This window comes from Clostridium prolinivorans (assembly GCF_004011155.1).
GTDB lineage: Bacteria > Bacillota > Clostridia > Clostridiales > Clostridiaceae > Clostridium_AT > Clostridium_AT prolinivorans.
In genome coordinates this window covers 198,520-218,970 of sequence record NZ_RJWG01000003.1, presented here as the reverse complement: position 1 = coordinate 218,970, position 20,451 = coordinate 198,520, and the positions used below count along the sequence as shown (strand labels likewise).

The 20,451-nt window shown below is 27.4% G+C and carries 17 protein-coding genes; 1 reads left to right on the top strand and 16 read right to left on the bottom strand.

The genetic code is table 11. The features are described 5' to 3' along the window. Positions 1–29: 29 nt before the first annotated feature. Genes EGD97_RS05140 through rapZ form a run of 4 tightly spaced genes read right to left on the bottom strand, consistent with a single transcriptional unit; the run spans position 30 to position 4,544 of the window. The gene (locus EGD97_RS05140) at positions 30–1,337 is read right to left on the bottom strand and encodes a DRTGG domain-containing protein (RefSeq protein ID WP_078682736.1); all 1,308 of its coding nucleotides are present in this window, start codon (positions 1,335–1,337) and stop codon (positions 30–32) included. 6 nt (positions 1,338–1,343) lie between these two features. Next, the gene (gene whiA / locus EGD97_RS05135; protein WP_078682737.1) at positions 1,344–2,303 is read right to left on the bottom strand and encodes a DNA-binding protein WhiA; all 960 of its coding nucleotides are present in this window, start codon (positions 2,301–2,303) and stop codon (positions 1,344–1,346) included. Positions 2,304–2,322: 19 nt separating this feature from the next. After that, positions 2,323–3,663 carry a gluconeogenesis factor YvcK family protein gene (locus tag EGD97_RS05130; protein ID WP_078682738.1) on the bottom strand — a complete coding sequence of 447 codons (1,341 nt, stop codon included), beginning with the start codon at positions 3,661–3,663 and terminating at the stop codon, positions 2,323–2,325. After that, complete coding sequence (rapZ, locus tag EGD97_RS05125; protein WP_078682739.1) at positions 3,660–4,544, bottom strand: RNase adapter RapZ; 885 nt, start codon at positions 4,542–4,544, stop codon at positions 3,660–3,662. The genes EGD97_RS05130 and rapZ overlap by 4 nt, the downstream gene beginning before the upstream one ends. A gap of 508 nt (positions 4,545–5,052) precedes the next feature. Between rapZ and EGD97_RS05120 the strand changes: the two genes are divergently transcribed. After that, entirely contained in the window at positions 5,053–6,744 is a 1,692-nt protein-coding gene (locus EGD97_RS05120; protein WP_127836644.1) for a methyl-accepting chemotaxis protein, read from the top strand. A 178-nt stretch (positions 6,745–6,922) separates the two neighbouring features. Here the strand turns inward: EGD97_RS05120 and EGD97_RS05115 are convergent, their stop codons facing one another. The 12 genes from EGD97_RS05115 to EGD97_RS05060 all read right to left on the bottom strand — a co-directional run bounded on the left by EGD97_RS05115 (position 6,923) and on the right by EGD97_RS05060 (position 20,450). Further along, complete coding sequence (locus EGD97_RS05115; RefSeq protein WP_127836643.1) at positions 6,923–7,921, bottom strand: LacI family DNA-binding transcriptional regulator; 999 nt, start codon at positions 7,919–7,921, stop codon at positions 6,923–6,925. A gap of 131 nt (positions 7,922–8,052) precedes the next feature. Continuing rightward, on the bottom strand, positions 8,053–8,958 hold the full coding sequence (gene rbsB / locus EGD97_RS05110) for a ribose ABC transporter substrate-binding protein RbsB (protein WP_078682742.1): 906 nt from the start codon (positions 8,956–8,958) through the stop codon (positions 8,053–8,055). A 35-nt stretch (positions 8,959–8,993) separates the two neighbouring features. Further along, on the bottom strand, positions 8,994–9,923 hold the full coding sequence (rbsC, locus tag EGD97_RS05105) for a ribose ABC transporter permease (protein WP_127836642.1): 930 nt from the start codon (positions 9,921–9,923) through the stop codon (positions 8,994–8,996). Between the two features lie 37 nt (positions 9,924–9,960). Next, the gene (locus tag EGD97_RS05100; protein WP_078682744.1) at positions 9,961–11,460 is read right to left on the bottom strand and encodes a sugar ABC transporter ATP-binding protein; all 1,500 of its coding nucleotides are present in this window, start codon (positions 11,458–11,460) and stop codon (positions 9,961–9,963) included. Between the two features lie 22 nt (positions 11,461–11,482). After that, positions 11,483–11,878: a D-ribose pyranase gene (gene rbsD, locus EGD97_RS05095; RefSeq protein ID WP_127836641.1), complete on the bottom strand. Its 396-nt coding sequence runs from the start codon at positions 11,876–11,878 to the stop codon at positions 11,483–11,485. A 3-nt stretch (positions 11,879–11,881) separates the two neighbouring features. Continuing rightward, positions 11,882–12,814 carry a ribokinase gene (gene rbsK, locus EGD97_RS05090; protein ID WP_127836640.1) on the bottom strand — a complete coding sequence of 311 codons (933 nt, stop codon included), beginning with the start codon at positions 12,812–12,814 and terminating at the stop codon, positions 11,882–11,884. 380 nt (positions 12,815–13,194) lie between these two features. Next, positions 13,195–14,292, bottom strand: a complete 1,098-nt coding sequence (gene hisC, locus EGD97_RS05085; protein WP_078682747.1) for a histidinol-phosphate transaminase — start codon at positions 14,290–14,292, stop codon at positions 13,195–13,197. 92 nt (positions 14,293–14,384) lie between these two features. Then, the gene (gene murB / locus EGD97_RS05080; RefSeq protein WP_078682748.1) at positions 14,385–15,302 is read right to left on the bottom strand and encodes a UDP-N-acetylmuramate dehydrogenase; all 918 of its coding nucleotides are present in this window, start codon (positions 15,300–15,302) and stop codon (positions 14,385–14,387) included. A 59-nt stretch (positions 15,303–15,361) separates the two neighbouring features. After that, positions 15,362–16,102 (bottom strand): phosphatase, encoded by a 741-nt coding sequence (locus tag EGD97_RS05075; protein ID WP_078682749.1) that lies wholly within the window; start codon positions 16,100–16,102, stop codon positions 15,362–15,364. Between the two features lie 50 nt (positions 16,103–16,152). Then, positions 16,153–18,027 carry an excinuclease ABC subunit UvrC gene (gene uvrC, locus EGD97_RS05070; protein WP_127836639.1) on the bottom strand — a complete coding sequence of 625 codons (1,875 nt, stop codon included), beginning with the start codon at positions 18,025–18,027 and terminating at the stop codon, positions 16,153–16,155. A 266-nt stretch (positions 18,028–18,293) separates the two neighbouring features. Beyond that, positions 18,294–18,893: a metal-dependent hydrolase gene (locus EGD97_RS05065; protein WP_078682751.1), complete on the bottom strand. Its 600-nt coding sequence runs from the start codon at positions 18,891–18,893 to the stop codon at positions 18,294–18,296. Positions 18,894–19,007: 114 nt separating this feature from the next. Next, on the bottom strand, positions 19,008–20,450 hold the full coding sequence (locus EGD97_RS05060) for a peptidoglycan D,D-transpeptidase FtsI family protein (protein ID WP_078682752.1): 1,443 nt from the start codon (positions 20,448–20,450) through the stop codon (positions 19,008–19,010). Position 20,451: the final 1 nt, after the last annotated feature.

The following is a 20,451-nucleotide window of genomic DNA, read 5'->3' as shown; positions in this document are numbered from 1 at the left end:
AAATAGATTTTTAAATAAAATGAAATAATTTATTTTTTCATAATTTTAGCTGAAATAAGTGCTTTACCTATAAGTTCTTTCTTAGTATCAACCATAGTTACTTCAACTTTGCAAAAATTTCTACCCATATCTATAATTTCTGTAAGTATATCAATTTGACTATCTATTTGAACAGGTTTCATAAAATATGTAGAAATACTATCTACAGATATATTTATATTATTTCTCTGCCTAAGAGTCATAATTCCCATAGTAGAAAGCATCATATTAAGAGCACTCCAAGATGCTGTGCCGACTGAATCAAGCATTTCGGGTATAATCTTTCCCCAAAAATGCATTTTATCTCCTTTATCATCAAATTCAAAATTTTTAAGTATTAAATCTTCAATAGTTTCTCCAACTTGCGGCTGCCGCGACATATACTGAAGAGCCTTTATAACATCATGCCTGCTTACAATTCCTATAAGCTTTCTCCCATTAACTACAGGACACATCTCAATGCCTTCCCAGCCCATTATATGTGCAGCATAAGCCGCTGTAGTTTTAGGCGTTACTGTTATAATATTTTTAGTCATAAACTTACTTATAGGCTCATCATCATCTATATTTTCAATAGACATATCTTTTAAAGTAACTATCCCAACTACTTTCATTTCACTATCTACAACTGGATAACGTTCATGTTTTGTTTCAATCATAAGCCCCTTCCAATGAGCTACTATATCAGTATCCCTTAAAAATACTGGCTCTGTTATCATTATGTCCTCAACCAATATTATATCCTTTTTTATAAGATTTTCAGACATAGCTTTATTTATCATGCTTGCTGTAGTAAAAGTATCATAGCTTGATGAAATTATAGGAAGTTGTTTTTCGTTAGCAATATTTTTAATTTCATCACTGCAGGTAAAACCTCCTGTTATAAGTACTGCACAATTATTTAAAAGAGCTAGTCTTTGAACTTCTTCTCTATTACCTACAATTACAAGACAATTTGGAGTAATATATTTTAAAATAGCATCTGTAGTCATAGCACCTATTATGAATTTAGTTAAAATTTTATGAACTCCATCTTTACCACCAAGAATAGTACCATCAACTATATTAACAACTTCCCCGAAAGTTAAAGCTTCTATACTTTTTTTTTCTACCTTTTCAACCCTTACAGTTCCAACCCTTGGTATAGTTGTTACAATACCCATTGCATCACAATCTTTTATCGCTCTATATGCAGTACCATCACTTACTGATAATTCATTTGCTATACTTCTTACAGAAATTTTAGTACCAACATCTAAAGATAATATATACTTTATAATATCTTCATGTTTTGACATAATAAATTAATACTCCTCTCCTCTAAGCTCTTGTGCAATTTTTTCAATTTTCCTTAATCTATGGTTTACCCCTGACTTCCCAACTGGGGGATCCAAAAGTTCTCCAAGCTCTTTTAACGATTCATCTGGATATAAAAGTCTTAATTTAGCAATATCTCTTAAATTTTTAGGAAGTCTTTGAAGTCCTATTGTTTTTTGTATAAGTTTAATACTTTCAACCTGCCTTACTGCAGCATTTACAGTTTTACTTAAATTTGCAGTTTCACAATTTACAAGTCTATTGACATTATTTCTCATTTCTTTCATAATTCTTATATTTTCAAGTTCTAAAAGAGAAGAGTGTGCACCTATTATATTTAAAAGATCAATTATCTGTTCTCCTTCTTTTATATAAACTATATAACTTCCTTTTCTTTGTATAACTTTAGAAGAAAGAGAAAAAGAATTTATAAGCATACTTAGTTCTTTTGCATAATCACTATTGTGTGTTACGAACTCAAGATGATAAGCTTTTTCAGGATTGCTTATGCTTCCTCCTCCTAAAAAAGATCCTCTAATATAGGCACGCTTGCATTCTTCTGTTTTTATAAGTTCTTTAGGAATATTGTAATCTAAAGATATAACTCCTTCTATTCCATTAATATTAAGTACTCCCATTTCTTTTAGTAAATCTCTAACACCCATTTCCTCAGTTATAACAACCATATATATATTAGTTCTTTTAAAAGAATTACTTTTTTTTACAAAAAGTTTACTGTGAATATTAAAATATTTTTTAAACATTTTAAATATTCTTCTTGCAATAGAAGGATTTTCTGTTGTAATTCTAAAGCTAAGCTGTTTATTAGAACCTAAAGATAAGGTTCCGCTAACCTTCATTATAGCTGCAAGCTCGGCCTTAATTTCTTCTTTTGTTAATTCATCTATTCTACAAATTTCACCTTTAACTTTGGCCGAAAATGACATATAGTTTCCTCCTCAGTTTTTATTTTATTTTTGTTCCTTTTATTTCTTTAAGTCTCTCTGATAAATAAAAATATTCTATTATTTTTTTCTTATCATATAAAAGTTTTTTATCCATTATAGTTTCAATAAGTATTGATGCAAGCTTTTCAGAATCATGCCTTACATATCCATTTTTAACTTTAATAAAGTTTCCTTCTATAACATTAACTCCCATCTTTTCAATTTCTTCTTCATCTACAGTTACAAGTTTTGAGCCTTCTTCTAAATATTTTTCTTCTAAAGATTTTTCAATTTTGCCTTTATTAGCTATTACATAATCTACTATTTCGCCGCCTGCATGTTTAAATATAGCTTGAAGATGTTCTTTAACACCATAATTATCAGTTTCTCCAGGTTGAGTCATTATATTAGCTACATATATTTTTATAGCCTTTGTTTTTTTAAGAGCTGATGAAATATCTTCAACTAAAAGATTTGGTATAACACTAGTATAAAGGCTTCCAGGTCCTAAAATTACAGCATCCGCCTCTTTTATTGCATTTACAGCTTCTTTAAGCGCTCTTGCATTTGAAGGCTCTAAAAAAACCCTATCAATAGGGCTGTTTCTTTCAAGTACTTCTTTGCCTATTTTAGACTCCCCTTCAGCTATAGTGCCATCCTTTAGCCTTGCTTTAAGTATTACATTGTCTAATGTAACTGGCAAAACTTTTCCTGTTACTGCAAGTACAGAACTCATTTTCTGAACAGCTTCCTCAAAATTTGAAGAAATTCCATCCATAGCCGCCAGAAAAAGGTTCCCAAAGCTTTGATTTTCAAGCCTTCCACCTTTAAACCTATACTGAAGAAGTTCTTCCATAAGAGGTTCTGTATCTGCTAAAGCTAATATACAGTTTCTTATATCTCCTGGAGGAAGTATACCTAAATCTTCTCTTAAATCTCCAGATCCTCCTCCATCATCTGCCACCGTTACTATAGCTGTAATATTGGAAGTGTAATGTTTTAATCCTCTAAGCATAGTGGATAAGCCAGTACCTCCTCCAATTACAACTATTTTAGGTCCTTTAACCAAAAGTCTCTTTTCATATATTAAATTTTCAAGTTTTTTTGAATCAATAGACACATTTATATACCCTTTATTAATTAAAAATATAAAAGAACGCATACCTTGTGAAACAGCCAGATAAAGTATAAAAGAACCTAATACTATAAGAAAAATATAAAAAGCAATATAAGATGCACTATAAAATCTGTGCTGTATCCATTCAACAAGACCAAAAGCTATTAAAAAAATTCCAAGGGCTCCAAGCAAAATCCATCTTTTAACTCTAATTCCTGGTCTTATCCAGTCGATAAATTTCATAACTTTATTCCACCCCTATTTATATCTTCATTTATATCTCTATGATCAATAGTTATATTGTGCCCTTTATTTTTCAATCTTTTATATAATTCATTTGCTATTGCTACAGAGCGATGTCTTCCACCTGTGCATCCTATAGATATAATAAGCTGCCTTTTCCCTTCTTTTAAATAATTAGGGATTAAAAATTCTATCATATCTTCAAGTTTATTAATAAAAATTTTAGTTTCTTCAAAATTAAATACATAATTATAAACTTCTTTATCATTTCCAGAAAAAGGCTTTAATTCTGGTATATAAAAAGGATTAGGTAAAAATCTTACATCAAATACTAAATCTGAATCTACTGGTATTCCATATTTAAATCCAAAGGATAATACAGTTATAATAAGTTTGTTTTCCACTTGCCCTTCTTCCGAATATATAGAAATAAGCTTATCTCTAAGTTCTCTAGGAGAAAGTTTTGTAGTATCAATTATGTTATTAGCTCTATCTTTAAGTTCTTTAAGCCTATTTCTTTCCATATTTATGCCGTTTAATATTCTTCCTTCTGGAGCAAGAGGATGCTTTCTTCTAGATTCTTTGAATCTTTTTATTAGTGTTTCATCATTAGCATCTAAAAAAAGTATTTCATAATTAAAATTTTGTTCTTTTAAGAAATTTAAACTTTCAAACAAATTATCAAAGAATTTGCCTCCTCGTATATCTATAACAAGTGCTATTTTATCTATTTTTCCATCTGTTTGATAACAAGCTTCTGCAAATTTAGGTATCAATGTTGCAGGTAAATTATCAACACAAAAATATCCTAAATCTTCTAAACATCTTACTGCCTGAGTTTTCCCTGCTCCTGATAATCCAGTAATTATAACAAATCTCATTTTTACCTCCTTGTGAGAACCAAATCAGTATTATTATAGTACAGCTTTATTTTATAATTATAACACAAAAGATATAAGGGTTAAATAAAAAAACTTAGATATATAACTTTGTATTATTCTTAACGTTAATTAAGTTTAATAAAAGTTATTATGCAAATAATTGCATAATAACTAAATTCATTCTTATAATACCTTAAATTAATTTGGATAACTGCTTATACATTTATATGTAACAGAAAGTGATTGGAAATAACATGTGAGAGAAAGTAAAAACTTATGAAAATGAAAGGAAGATGTTAATTTGCATTAAAAAGTTATTAAAATTTATGCATATGCTATTGAAAAATAATATGGTAAAAATATATAATTGTTTTGAAATTATCAATAAACAGTTAACTTTAAAACAATTTAAAAAATATAATTTTTAATAAAATTTATATTATACTACAAATAAATTGAAAAAAATATTTATTTTTATAATCAACATATAAGGGGGATACTAGAAAATATGAAAATAAAAACAAGAGGTAAATTACTCACATTTATTATTTCTATTATAATATTATTTAGTATAATTGTTAATATTATAATATATTTTCAATTTAATAATTTTATAACAAATAATCTTCTTAAAACAAACGCCAATTTAAGTATTCAATTGATTAACGAAAAATATCCTGGATACTGGAAAATAGAAAATGATAAACTGTACAAAGGAAATAAACTAATTAATAATGATTTTGCAATAGTAGACATGATTAAAAAAAATGCAAACATTCATTGTACCATATTTTTAAAAGATACACGAATATCTACAACTATAATTAATAATGGTACTCGAGCAATAGGAACAAAAGCAAACATAGAAATAACAAAAAAAGTTATAGGTGAAGGTAGTGAATATATAGGTTCTACAACTATTCTAAATGTACCTTATGAAGCAATATATATCCCTATAAAAGATGCTAATGGTTCTAATATAGGAATGTTTTTTATTGGAATTGATCAAAAATTAATTGATAATCAAATAAATAATATATTATTTAAAATTGTAATACTTACAGTATTATTAATTTTATTAACTATAATATTAGTTATAGTTATATGTTCAAAAATTATTATTAATCCAATTAGATATATAAATGAACAATTAAAATTAATTTCAACTGGAGATTTATCTGTTGACATTCAACAAAAATATTTAAATAAAAGTGACGAATTTGGAGAAATAGCAAGAGCTGTAAAAACGACACAGGATTCAATAAAAAGTATGATTAAAATAATTAAAGAAAGTTCCCAAAATATTGATAGCCACTCAGATACTTTGTCGGCAATATCAGAAGAAATTGCATCTTCTTCTGAAAATATTACAAATGCAATACAGAGTGTAACTAAAAGTACATGTTTACAAGCGGAAAGTTTGGCTCAAATTACAGGAATACTAAATAATTTCAATTCAGAATTAGAAAATATAGTACAATCGATAAAAAATATAAATTCAGATTCTAAGGAAATTAAAAACACGGCAGACAAAACAAATGAAAATATGAAGTTCCTTCAAGAATCAGTAATTAAATTTACCAATTCCTTTAAAGAATTTATAGGCAAGATTGAACGCCTTGGTGAAAATATAATAAAAATAAACGAAATAACCAGTTTTATAAATAACATTGCAAATCAAACAAACTTACTTGCGTTAAATGCAGCTATTGAAGCTGCTAGAGCTGGTGAAGCAGGAATAGGATTTTCTGTAGTAGCTGAAGAAATAAGAAAGCTTGCTGAACAGACAAAAATATCATCAGAAGATATAAATAAATTAATTAATAATATATCAAATGAGTTCAGTACAACAATTGAAAATACTACTAACAATATGAATAATCAATTAGATAACCAATCTATGATTATTAAAACCGCATTAGATTCCTACAATAAAATAATTACTGTTATAAACTTAATAATACCTAAAATAGAAGCAGTTAACTATTCCGCTTTAAATATAAATAACCAAAAGGATTCTATTTTAATAAATTTAAAAGAAGTATCTACTGTAGCTGAAGAGGTTTCATCATCATCCCAAGAAATATCAGCTTCTTCCGAAGAAATGAATGCGTCTACCGAAGAAGTGGCTTCAACAGCACAAAATTTGAGTAATATGACAAAAGATATGCTGGAACATGTGAACAAATTTAAATTCTAATTTTTTAAAATATATGTAATAAAAGACTAAATTAATTTTATATAAAAAATTAATTTAGTCTTTTATTACATATTAATTGAATCATTGTTAGGTAAATATCAAAACAAAATAACATAATACAATATTCACAGTTATAATTTAAAGTTAAACATATACAATTATCACAATAAGTATGCACTTAAGTTGTTTTTCTAATAATAAGTTCTGTTTTAAAATATATCTGTTTACTTGGTATTTCAATATTATTTATTATGTTTATCAATAATTCGCAAGCTTTTTTCCCCATATCATATATAGGCTGAGAAACAGTAGTTAACTCAGGTTCAAAAATTTCAGATATAACTATATTATCAAAACCCATAATACGTATATCTTCTGGAATTTTAAAATTATTCCTCAAAAGTACTTTCATGCCACCTAACGCCATTATATCATTACTATAAAATATAGCATCAATTTTATCTACTTTTTGTAAAATTTGTTCTGTGGCTTTAATACCTCCTTCTATAGTAAAGTTACCTTTAAATATAAGATTTTCATCAAATATACCATGTTTTTTCATTGCGTATTTGTATCCTTCTAATCTTTCATTTGAGATTTGAAGATTTTCATGTCCTTTTACAAAAACTATTTTTCTATTTCCTTTATTGTATAAATATTCAATGCCTTCTATAACTCCTTCTTTATTTAACGAATATACTCCATATTCATCTCTAAAATTTTCTATATATCTATCTACAAGAATAAATGGAATATCATTATCCTTTAGTAATTTTATACTGCTACGACTTTCACCTCCAGATATAAATATAACCCCATCAACTAATTTACTTATTAAAAGTTTTATATAGTCTAACTCTTTTTCTACTTTATTATCCGTATTGCAAAATATTACATTATATCCAAAAGAACTAGCTGCATCTTCAATAGCTCTTGCAATGTATGAAAAGAAGGGATTTGTAATATCAGGAAGAATTATTCCTATTGTAGATGTTTTATTAATAGTTAACCCTCTTGCTAATGAATTAGGAATATAATTTAATTCTTCAGCTAGCTTTAATATTTTATTTTTGGTTTCTTCACTTATAGATTCATCTCTTTTATTTAAAACCATAGAAACTGTTGTTTTTGATACTCCAGCTCTTTTCGCTATATCCATCATAGTAATTTTTTTCATATTAATTCCTCTACTCTACTTTATATATTAAGTTATATTTTATATTAATATTTTATAAATTTAAATACTAACTTATATATACTATAACTTTTTATTTTATAAAATCCAAGGACAAAGCCTTGGATTTTACATTATTTTTTTATAAGTTTTAAATCAACTGGTATTTCTTTTTCAACTTTTTCTCCTTTTATAACTTTTACAGCGGTTTCAACTGCTAAGCTTCCCATTAAATCTGGCTGTTGTGCAATAGTTGCTGCCATATCACCGCTTTCAACTGCTTTTTTTGCATCATCATTACCATCAAATCCAACTACTAATACTTTTTTATCCTTTAATGCTTTAACTGCACCTAATGCCATTTCATCATTATGTGCAAATACTGCATCAAATTGAGGAGTAGCCTGTATTATATTCTCCATTACATTTAATCCTTTTTGTCTATCAAAATCTGCTGATTGACTTGCTACAACTTTAACACCATCTTTTCCATCAATTACATCGTGGAATCCTTTACCCCTATCTCTTGTAGCTGATGCCCCTGGTATTCCTTGAAGTTCAACTATGTTGCCTTTGCCTCCAAGTTTTTCAAGAATAAATTCTGCAGCCATCTTTCCTCCTTGTACATTATCTGAAGCTATATGTGCTGTAACCTCACCTTTATTTGCCTGTCTATCAACAGTTAAAACTGGTACTTTATTATTATTTGCAACTTGAATTGAATTACCAACTGCATCACTATCTGTTGGATTTATAATAAGAACAGATACTCCTTGCTGCAAAAGATCTTCTACATTAGATCTTTCTTTAGCTGCATCATTTTGTGAATCAACAATTACTAAATCATATCCTAACTCTTTTGCTTTTTTAGTAGCTCCATCTTTCATGGATACAAAGAATGGATTATTTAAAGTTGACACTACCATTCCTATTTTCTTTTTATCTCCACCAGTTTGAGCTTTATTACATCCTGCAAAGCCTGCCATAGCAATAACACTAGTTAAAGCAATTGATAACATTTTTATATATGTTCTTTTCATGATAATTCCTCCTTAAATTTTAAAATATATAAATTTTATTTATTTTTTTTATCAAGCATAACTGCTAATAATATAACCAATCCTTTTACTATTGACTGATAAAATGGTGATACATTTATTAAATTTAATCCATTGTTAAGCACTCCTATTATCATAGCACCTATTATTGTTCCTATAACAGAACCTTCTCCACCTGAAAGACTTGTTCCTCCTAAAACAACTGCTGCTATAGCATCAAGTTCAAATCCAACTCCAGCATTTGGAGATGCTGATCCTATTCTGCTTGTTACTACAACACCACTTAATGCTGCAGTCATACCACAAATTACATAAACTAAAGTCTTAATTTTAACTGTATTTATTCCTGAAAGTCTTGCAGAATCTTCATTTCCTCCAACTGCATATACATATCTTCCATATCTTGTTTGATTTAATATATACCATGCAGCTAAAACTACTATTATTATTAAAATTATAGGCATAGGTATTCCTGCTATTTTCCCATTTCCTACAAATGTGAATTTTGAATCAACTACAGATATAGGGGTACCTTTAGTATAAACATAAGTAACTCCTCTAAATACAGTCATAGTAGCTAATGTAACTATAAATGCTTGTATTTTCCCTTTTGCAACTGTTATTCCATTTAAAAAACCTATAAAAGCACCTATTAATAAAACTATTAATAAATTTAAAATTACATTTACATTTTTAGTAGCTAGTGTAGCTGCTATAGCTCCTGTTATAGCAAGTATTGAACCTACAGATAAATCTATTCCTCCAGTTAATATTACAAAACACATACCTACAGCTATTATTGCATTAACTGAAACTTGAGTAAGAACATTTAAAATATTTGTTATAGTTAAAAATCTAGGTGTAATAATGGATATTATTAGGCATAGTATTATTAAACCTATTAAAGATTTATATTTTATAATTAAATTTTTTATATTATTTTCCATGTTACACTCCCCTTTACTTTAAAATGCCAGCTGAAAATTAAATTCCAACAGCATATTTCATTATATTTTCTTGAGTAAGCTCATTTCTACTTAACTCTCCTGTTATTTCCCCTTCATGCATTACTAGTACTCTATCACTAACTCCTATAATTTCTGCCATATCAGAAGAAATCATTATAACTGCTTTTCCCATACTTTTTAATTCATTCAATACTTCATAAATTTCTTTTTTAGCACCTACATCTATACCTTTAGTAGGTTCATCAATAATTAAAACATTTGGTGAAAGCATAAGCCATTTAGCTATAATTACCTTTTGCTGATTTCCTCCACTAAGATTTTTTATTATTTGATCTTGATTAGGAGTTTTTATAGAAAGCTTTTGTATATATTCATCTACTTCTTCTTTTTCAGCTTTTTTATTAATCTTCATTAAATTGTTTTCATAATTTTTTAAATTAGGAAGTGTCATATTTTCTCTGACAGACATATTTAAAATTAAACCTTCCTTTTTTCTATCTTCTGAAAGATAACAAATTCCATGTTTTATAGCATCTTTAGGAGAGTTAATTGTTACTTTTTCACCATTTATATATATTTCTCCCGAAGATTTTTTGTAATCACCAAATATAGTTTTTGCAAGTTCTGTTCTTCCTGCTCCCATTAATCCTGCAAATCCTAAAATTTCTCCTGCCTTTACTTCAAAACTTACATTTTTTACTTTATTTTTTAATGATATATTTTCAACTTTTAATAAGGTTTTTGATTTTTTAACACTTTTATATGGAAATTGTTCTTCTAGTTTTCTTCCTACCATCATTGTGATAAGTTCATCTTTAGTTACATTTTTAGTTTCTACATGTCCAACATATTTACCATCTCTTAAAACTGTTATAGAATCGCAAATTTCAAAAATTTCATCCATTCTATGAGATATATATATAACTGCAATACCTTTATTTTTTAGTTTTTTAATTACTTCAAAAAGTTTTTTAGTTTCTACATCTGTAAGGGCTGTAGTAGGTTCATCCATAATTATTACGCTAGAATTTTTGGTCAAAGCTTTTGCTATTTCAATCATTTGCATTTCCCCTACATTTATATCTTTTACTAATGTATCTGGATCTATATTGCAGCCTATTTGTTCTAAAAAGCTTATACTTCTTTCTCTCATCCATTGCTTATTTATTTTTCTGCTTACTTTACCAAATTTTTCATTACCTAAAAATATATTTTCAGCTACTGTTAAATTAGGAAGAACACTAAGCTCTTGATGTATTATAGTAATTCCTAATTTTTCTGCATGTTTAATACCATGAATTTCAACTTCATTTCCTTCTATTAAAATTTTACCTGAATCTTTTTTATAAACTCCACTTAATACTTTCATAAGAGTAGATTTTCCAGCCCCATTTTCTCCAAGCAGTGCCAATACCTCTCCTGCATGAACTTTTAAATTTACGTTTTCAAGTGCTTTTACACCTGGAAAAGATTTTGATATATTAACCATTTCTAAAAGAGGTTTTTTATCCTTCATATCCTCTCCTCCTAAAATCTATTTAAAAAACAACTCCTGATTTTAATATTATATTTGCATAAGGAGTCTGTTCTCCTGTTCTTATAACTGCCTTACATTCTTTTAATTTTTGTTTAAGTTCTTCATGTGTAATAATTTTTATCTTAACATCACCTATTTCTTTTTTTATTCCTTCATATAAATTTTTACTAACTTCAATTGTTTCTTTTGCTAATTCTACTTCTTCTATTTGTAATTCCATTAAAACAGCTTTTAATGTATCGATAAAACTCGGCACATCTTTTATAAGTGCTAAATCTATTCTTTGAGTTTCATTTGGAATAGGAAGACCACAATCCCCTATTGCTAAAGCATCTGTATGCCCCATTTTAGATATAACTTCAGAAATATTTGAATTTAATAATCCTCTTTTTTTCATTTTTTATTCACCACCATATATTTTTATAACTTCTTCCATGTAAGGAAGTGAAGGTTGAGCACCTTTTCTTTGAACTACTATTGATGAAACTTTATTAGCAAATTTAACTGCTTCTTCTATAACTTTAAAATTTATATTTTCTTTTGTTTTTAATCTGCTAGCTAATGCCCCAATAAAACTATCTCCTGCAGCAGTTGTATCTATAGCTTTTACTTTATGTGCTTTTATAATGCTGAAATTATCACTATCTATTAAAGCCGCTCCTCTTTCTCCTAAAGTGATTATTACGAATTTTACTCCTTTTTCTATAAATTTATTTGCAGCTTTTCTTATATCGTTTTCATTAATTGCATTAATTCCTGTTATTTCAAAAGTTTCACTTTCATTTGGAACTATAATATCAGTAAGTTTTAAAAGATCATCTGGTATTTTATTTGCAGGTGCAGGGTTTAATATGGTTATAACTCCATTTTCTTTAGCAATTTTAAAAGCATTTATTGCAGTTTTTATAGGAGTTTCAAATTGTGTAATTATAACATCAGATTCCCTTATAATATCTTTAGCATTTTCTATTAAATTTTCATCTACATCCATATTCGCACCTGGAACTACTACAATTGAATTTCTTCCATCATCATCAACAGTAATAATTGCCATTCCAGTAGGATTGTTATTGCTTATCATTACATTTTTTACATCTATCTTATCTTCTTTAAGAGATTTTAATAATGATTTACCATTTTCATCATCTCCAACTTTACCTATAAAACAAACATTAGCTCCTAATCTCTGAGCAGCAACAGCTTGATTAGCACCCTTTCCTCCAGGTAACTTGCTGTATTCTTTAGATAATATAGTTTGTCCTGCCTCTGGCATTTTATCTACTTTTAATACTAAATCCATATTTATGCTTCCTAAAATACAAATTTTATTCATATTTTTTCTACACCTCTTTTCTACTTAACCGGTTTATTGAACCGGTTAAGTATATTTTATATCATCTTTATAACCATGTCAATTATTTTTTGTAAACTTTTTCAGATTTTTTTAAATTGGTTAGTAATTATTTTATTTAAATAACTTTATTAATAAATTATAAAAAATAATTATTTTTGAATATAAAACTATCTTTTCAAACATATAAGTATGTTTTTATAAAAAATAATTTTAAAAAACTAAAAATACTTTAAATAAATTAAAAAGCTATGCACAAAAAGGATTTCCCTGATTTATGCATAGCTTTTGTTTTGAAATATTTACATACTTTCTCTAAAAACACTATGATAGTAGTAAATTTAATTATAATATCAAAATATTTATATGTTTTCTTTAAAAACTTCTGTGAGTGCTTTTATAAATGCTTCATTTTGATTTTGAGTTCCTATTGTAACTCTCATCCAACCTGGCATTCCAAGGAAAGCACCTGGTCTTATTATTATTCCTTTCTTTAAAAGTTCATTAAAAACTAATTTATCGTCTAATTTACTTTTTACCATTATAAAGTTAGCATTTGTTTCTATATATTCTAAACCTAGTTTACTAAATTCTTTATATAAATATTCTTTCCCAACTTTATTTGTTTCATATACCAATTTTATATGTTCTTTATCTTCTAGAGCTTTTACAGCTGCCTTTTGTGCAAATAAATTTACATCAAATGGTCCTAATACTGTATTAAAATATTGTACAAGTTCTTCATTAGCTATTCCATAGCCACATCTTAAACTTGCAAGCCCATATGCTTTTGAAAATGTTCTTAGTATTATAATATTAGGATATTTTTCAAGTAAACTTAAAGAATCTGGATAATCTGGATCTGTAACATACTCTATGTAAGCTTCATCCAAAATTATAAGAACACTTTCAGGAATTTTATTAATAACTCTTTCTAAATCAGCTTTTTTAAATATAGTTCCAGTTGGGTTATTAGGATTGCAAAACCATATTAATTTAGTTTTATCAGTTATAGCTTCAACCATTTTATCAATATCTAAAGCATTGTCTTTCATGGGAACAATTACAGATTTTCCTCCCATAAGTTTAGTTGATGCATCATAACGTGAGAATGTTACTTCTCCCATTATACTTTCATCTCCGGGGTTTAAAACAGTACTGCAAATTATTCTTATTAAAAGATCTGAACCAGTACCACAAAAAACTTGACTTGGTTTAACATTTAAATGTTTTGCAATAGCATTTTTAAGTTCAAAGCTTGAAGCATCAGGATATAAATGAGCTTCTTCTATAGCTTCTTTTAAAGCTTCTTTTGCTTTAGGAGAACAACCTAATGGATTTTCATTTGAAGCTAACTTTATAACATCTGTAAGCCCAAGCTCTCTTTTTACTTCACTTATAGGTTTTCCTGCCACATACATTTCAAGTCCAAGCACTTCTTTTCTTACAAAATGGGTCATAAAAATTCCTCCTATTGTATTTTATTAAAATTTAAAAATTAATCTACTGTACTAGATTTAGTACAGTAGATTAATTATTGTTTTTTATATTATTAGGCTTCTTCTCCAATTATTCTTACTTCTGGTTGGAGTTCTACGTTATATTTTGTTTTTATAGTATTTTGTATATGTTTTATCAAATTTATTATATCTTCTGCAGTAGCATTATTTTTATTTATAACAAAACCTGCATGTTTTTCTGAAACTTGAGCTCCTCCAATTGTATAACCTTTAAGGTTACTTTCTTCTATAAGCTTACCTGTAAAATAACCTTCTGGTCTTTTAAATGTGCTTCCTGCTGAAGGATATTCTAAAGGCTGCTTTTCCTGCCTTTTTAAAGTTAAATCATCTATTCTTTCTTTTATTTTATTGTATTCTCCTTTAGTAAGCTTAAAAGTTGCCTCAAGAACAGTATATTCATATTTTTGTATAGCACTTATTCTATATCCCAATTCAAGTTCATCTTTATTTAAAGTTATTAAATTTCCTTTTTTATCTACTACAAGAGCACTTTCAATAACTTGACTTATCTCACCATTATATGCTCCTGCATTCATAGTAACAGCTCCACCTACAGTTCCAGGAATTCCACATGCAAATTCAAAACCAGTTAAACTGTGCTTAAGTGCTTCATCAGAAACTGCAGATAAATCTGCTCCCCCTTGTGCTATAATTTTTTCATCTAAAACTTGTATTTTATTTAATGATGTAAGTTTTATTATTACTCCCCTAAAGCCACCATCTTTTACTAAAAGATTAGAACCTCTCCCAATTATATAATAAGGTAAGTTTTTTTGATTGCAAAATTTAATAATTTTAACTACTTCTTCATAATTTTTAGGTGTAACTAATATATCAGCAGGTCCTCCAACCTTAAATGAAGTATGATTTTTCATTGGTTCATCAATTGATATATTTTCTTTCCCCAAAATATTATTAAAATCATTAATAAAATTTTTACATTGATTCATCACATATCTCCTTAACAACATTAATGCTTACTTATTCAGTATAATGTATAATTAACAAATTAATCAATATTAAAATTTACTAATTTACCTTTATTTTTTAAATATGTAATAAGTTTTTTTGTTTCAGTATTTATTATGAGTTCTTCTGGCATGCCAACTTCCATAAGCATTTCATGAGCAGAATCAAATTTACCTATTTGAAAAGCACAGTGAGCATCACTTCCTATTACTATTTTTACCCCATACTGTTTACATAATTTAGCTACTTTTGTGCAAGTTTCAACACTTCCTTCTCTAGAACCACCAGGAGTAAGAGAACTGTTATTTATCTCAATAAGTACATTTTCTTCTTTAGCCTTTTTTACTACTTCCTCTTCATATATAGGGAAATATGGATTACCACAATGTCCTATAATATCTACATATGGATTTTTCATAGCATTTATAAGAGCTTCTGTATTCTTTTCTCTACTTGATGTTTCTATGCATACATCATGTAAACTAGCTATTATTATATCTAATCTCTCTTGAATTCTAAGAGGTATATCTAAATTTCCTTCATAATCTATTATATTAGCTTCGCATCCTTTAAGAAGCTTTATTCCATAAATTTCTTGAGGTAGAACCTTTAAATTTGAAAAATAAAAAATATGAGGTCCTCCAGGCATATTAGGACCATGATCAGTAACTGCTACAAGTTCCATTCCATTTTCTTTAGCCTCTTTTAAGTTTTCTAATAAAGTATTATATGCATGCCCACTAGAAACTGTATGAGTATGCGTATCTAAAACATACTTCAACTTTGTCACTCCTTTTTTAAAATTCAATTTTATAAATATTTCATATAAATTTATTTATTGTCCTTATTTTTATTAAAATAATTAAAAATACTTTCTGCAGCTTTTTTATTAATACTTGGTGTTTCTTCTAATTCTTCAATAGATGCATTTTTAATATTTTCTATACTACCAAATTTTTTTAAAAGTTCTTTTCTTCTCTTTTCTCCAATATTTGGTATATCTTCAAGGACAGAGTGTAAAATTCTTTTATCTCTTAAGCTTCTATGATAAGTTATAGCAAATCTATGAACTTCATCTTGTATTCTTGTAATAAGATGCATAACATTAGAATTTTGCTTAATTATCATCTCATTATTATTATATATAAGTCCTCTTGTATTATGTTTATCATCTTTAACCATACCACATACAGGTATATCTATATTAAGTTCTTTTAAAACTTCTAATGCTACATTAACTTGCCCTTTTCCTCCATCCATTAAAATTAAATCAGGAAATATACAAAATTTACCTGCACTTAATTCTAAATTTCTTTCTTTAATTTTTTTAACTTCTTCAAGTCCATGCTTAAAACGTCTATTTAAAATTTCTCTCATACTTTCATAATCATTTGCTCCGATTACGCTTTTTATTTTAAATCTCCTATAATCACTATTTTTAGGTTTACCATCTTCGAATACTATCATACTTCCAACTGAATCTAATCCTTGAATGTTTGATATATCATAAGCCTCTATTCTATTTGGTAGATTTTCTAAATCTAAAAGTTCAGCTAATTCTTTAAGCGCTGTTTTGTGTATTTCTTTATCTGCTTTAAGTTTAGATTTAAATTGCTCTAAAGTAATCTTAGCATTTTTAAATACCATGTCTAAAATTTCTTTTTTTTCTCCTCTTTGAGGGACTTTAATATAAACTTTACTTTCTCTTTTCATTGTAAGCCATTGTTCTAAAAGTTCTGAGTCTTCAACTTCATTAACATATATATTTTTAGGAACAAATGCAGTACCACCATAAAACTCTTTAATAAAATCTGATACTATCTCCTTAGATTCTATTCCTGATGTGTCTTCAAGCATATAATGTTCTCTTCCTACTATCTTTCCATCTCTTAAAAAAAATATCATAGCACAAGTATCAGTTTCATCACTATAAATATTTATAAAATCTTCATCTTCAAAATTTCCAATAATAATTTTCTGCTTTTCTATAATTTTTTCCACAGCAATTATCTTATCTCTATATGAAGCTGCCTTTTCAAATTCTAAGTTTTCAGCAGCCTTTTCCATTTGAATTCTTAAATCTTTTGTTATCTGTTTATCTTTACCTGAAAGCAAATCTATAATATTTTGTATAGTTTTATTATACTCTTCTTTTGTTGTAAGTCCAGCACATGGGGCAGTACATAAACCTATATGATAATTAAGACATGGTCTTGCTTTTATTTCTCCATCTTTAATAGTCATTTTACAAGTTCTAACTGGGAAAATTTTTTTTATTAAATCTAAAGTTTCATATACTGCACTATAATCTGTATAAGGTCCAAAATACTTTCCTCCATCTTTAGCATGTGTTCTTGTCATAAAAACTCTAGGAAAATCCTCATTTATTGTAACTTTTATAAAAGGATAATGTTTATCATCTTTAAGAAGAATATTATATCTAGGCCTATACTTCTTTATAAGATTACATTCAAGTATAAGAGCTTCCATTTCAGAATCTGTAACTATATATTCAAATTCAGCTATGTTCTTAACCATAGCTTTAACTTTATCAGAATGATTTTTGGAAGATTGAAAATACTGCCTTACTCTATTTTTAAGTATTTTTGCTTTTCCAACATAAATAACTTCGCCTAAAGAATTTTTCATAATATAAACTCCTGGCTTTTCCGGCAGTATTTTTAATTGATATTCAAAATCAAACAATTTTTTCACCTCCATTTTATAAAAGTGAAATTTTATCATTTTATATTATATTTAGTTTTCATATTGTGATTATTTTATGAAAAGTCTTTTTATTAAATATTGAATGCTTATATATAGACGTAATAGAAATTTAGAAACACTATAAATTGTAGAGTTAAATTTAATTTACGTCTTATTAAAGGTTAATCATATTGTAAATTTAAAATAATGTGCAATTATTTACTTAATTATTATATCACTATACCAGTTAAAACTAAAAATTTTTATTAAATCCCTGGCAGTCTATATATTATATAAATCAATCCTGCTATTACCAATATTAGCTCTATAAAGTTACCAAATTTAGATCCTACTCTATATGTTACAGGAAATTTTATTTTTTTATTTTTGAAAGGATAAAAAAGAGGTACTCCTCTGTTTGTAGACATATCGCAAATGAGATGAAGACTGTATCCTATAATAAAATAATATGTTATATTTTTTAAACTATATTTATTACTTATATACGAGATTATAAAACTAAAAGTTATCATCCCAAGAAGGCTATGAGTAAGCCCGTTTCTGTGTGAAGATATGCCTATTGAAATAAGTGCCACACCTAACGCTTTATATGCTGGCTGATTTGTATATACATAATCGAAATATAAAACAATTATACCACTGCAAATATATAAAGTAATTTTTGCTCCTTTATTTTTAAAGGGAAGTATATATTTATTTATAATACTTTTAGGATGATCTATATCTGGGAATAAAGAAGCTATAACAACTACTCCCATACCTAAATAACTAAAACCACCAGGCAATTTATTGCTGAGAGCTACAAAAGCTGCCAATCCTATTCCTGCATGTGTCTTACCATTCATGTTATTTCTCCTTAATAAATTAAAAAAAGTCAGGTATCGTCAAAATTTTACACATACCTAACTTTATTATATCACAGAAACATATGTTCATATACTTATAAATGCTTATATTCTCTATTTTTTTAAAGCTTCTTTAATAACTTGACCCGCAATTTTAGCTGCTGCTTTTCCTCCTGTTCCTCCTTCTTCTACAATAACCGATATAGCTATCTTGGGATCTTCATAAGGTGCAAAACCTATAAACCAAGAATGAGGTGGTTCATCTACATTTGGTATATCATCATGATCTGCAGTCCCTGTTTTCCCTGCAACTTTTATACCTGATACAGAAGCATTTTTCCCTGTACCTTTTAATACAACTTCTCTCATTAAATCTCTCATTATTTTTGAATTTTCTTCAGAAATTATATTTCCTATTTTTTCCGAATTAATCTTTTTTACTACATTTTTTTCATTATTTAAAATTTCACTTACTATATATGGTTTCATCATAACACCATTATTTGCAATTGTACTAGCAACAAGAGCCATTTCCATAGGTGTAGCAAGTACTTCTGCTTGCCCTATAGCACTTTGAGCAAGATTACCTTTTTCATTATCTTTATAAGATGGAAACCTGCTGTTTTCTATTGTTAATCCATCTGAAGGAATATCTTTATTAAATAAAAATTTTTCTGCAGTTTCTTTAAGCTTTTCATTTCCAAGCTCTATACCAAGACTTCCAAAATACACATTACTAGATTCTGCAAAAGCTTTTTTTAAATCAATATTTCCATAAGCTTTTCCTCCATAATTACTTATAGATTCATTTGAATTAAAAACTAATTTACCATTATCTTTAAATTTTCTCGAAGTTATGCCTTTGATATTTTCTAAAGCACTTACAGCTGTTATAACTTTAAATGTAGAACCTGGAGCATAAAGTCCAGATGTAGCTCTATTTATAAAAGGATAATTTGCTTCTTTCTTTTGAAGGCTATCCCATATTTTGTCTAAATTATTAGCATCAAATGATGGCTTAGATACCATAGTAAGCACTTCTCCAGTTTTAGGATTTAAAACTACTATTGCGCCTCTATTATTCCCTAAAAGTTCATAAGAGAGCATCTGCAAATCTGTGTCTAATGTTGTTTTTAAACTTCTTCCTACCTTTTCATCATTTTCTTTTGTTTTTCCTTTATTTTTTATAAAGCTTATTATATCAAATCCTTCATCATAACTAAGCTGTGAATCATATTTTTTTTCAAGTCCAGTAATACCATATTTTAAATCTATATATCCTATTGCATGGGTAAAGGCTTCTCCACCTTCATAAACTCTTTTTTGTCCATCTTCATTTGTTTTTTCACTTTTAGCAAGTATTGTCATATTCCTATCATAAATAGTTCCTCTTAAAACTTTATTTCTTACGGCCCAAGTTCTTTTATTATATGGACTTTTTACAATTTCTTCTGACTTGTAAAGTTCAAAATAAGTTATATATGACATAATTACTATAAAACATAAAAGAAAAACTACGAAAATTTTCTTTATATTAGCCGAAATATCTTTTTCCATA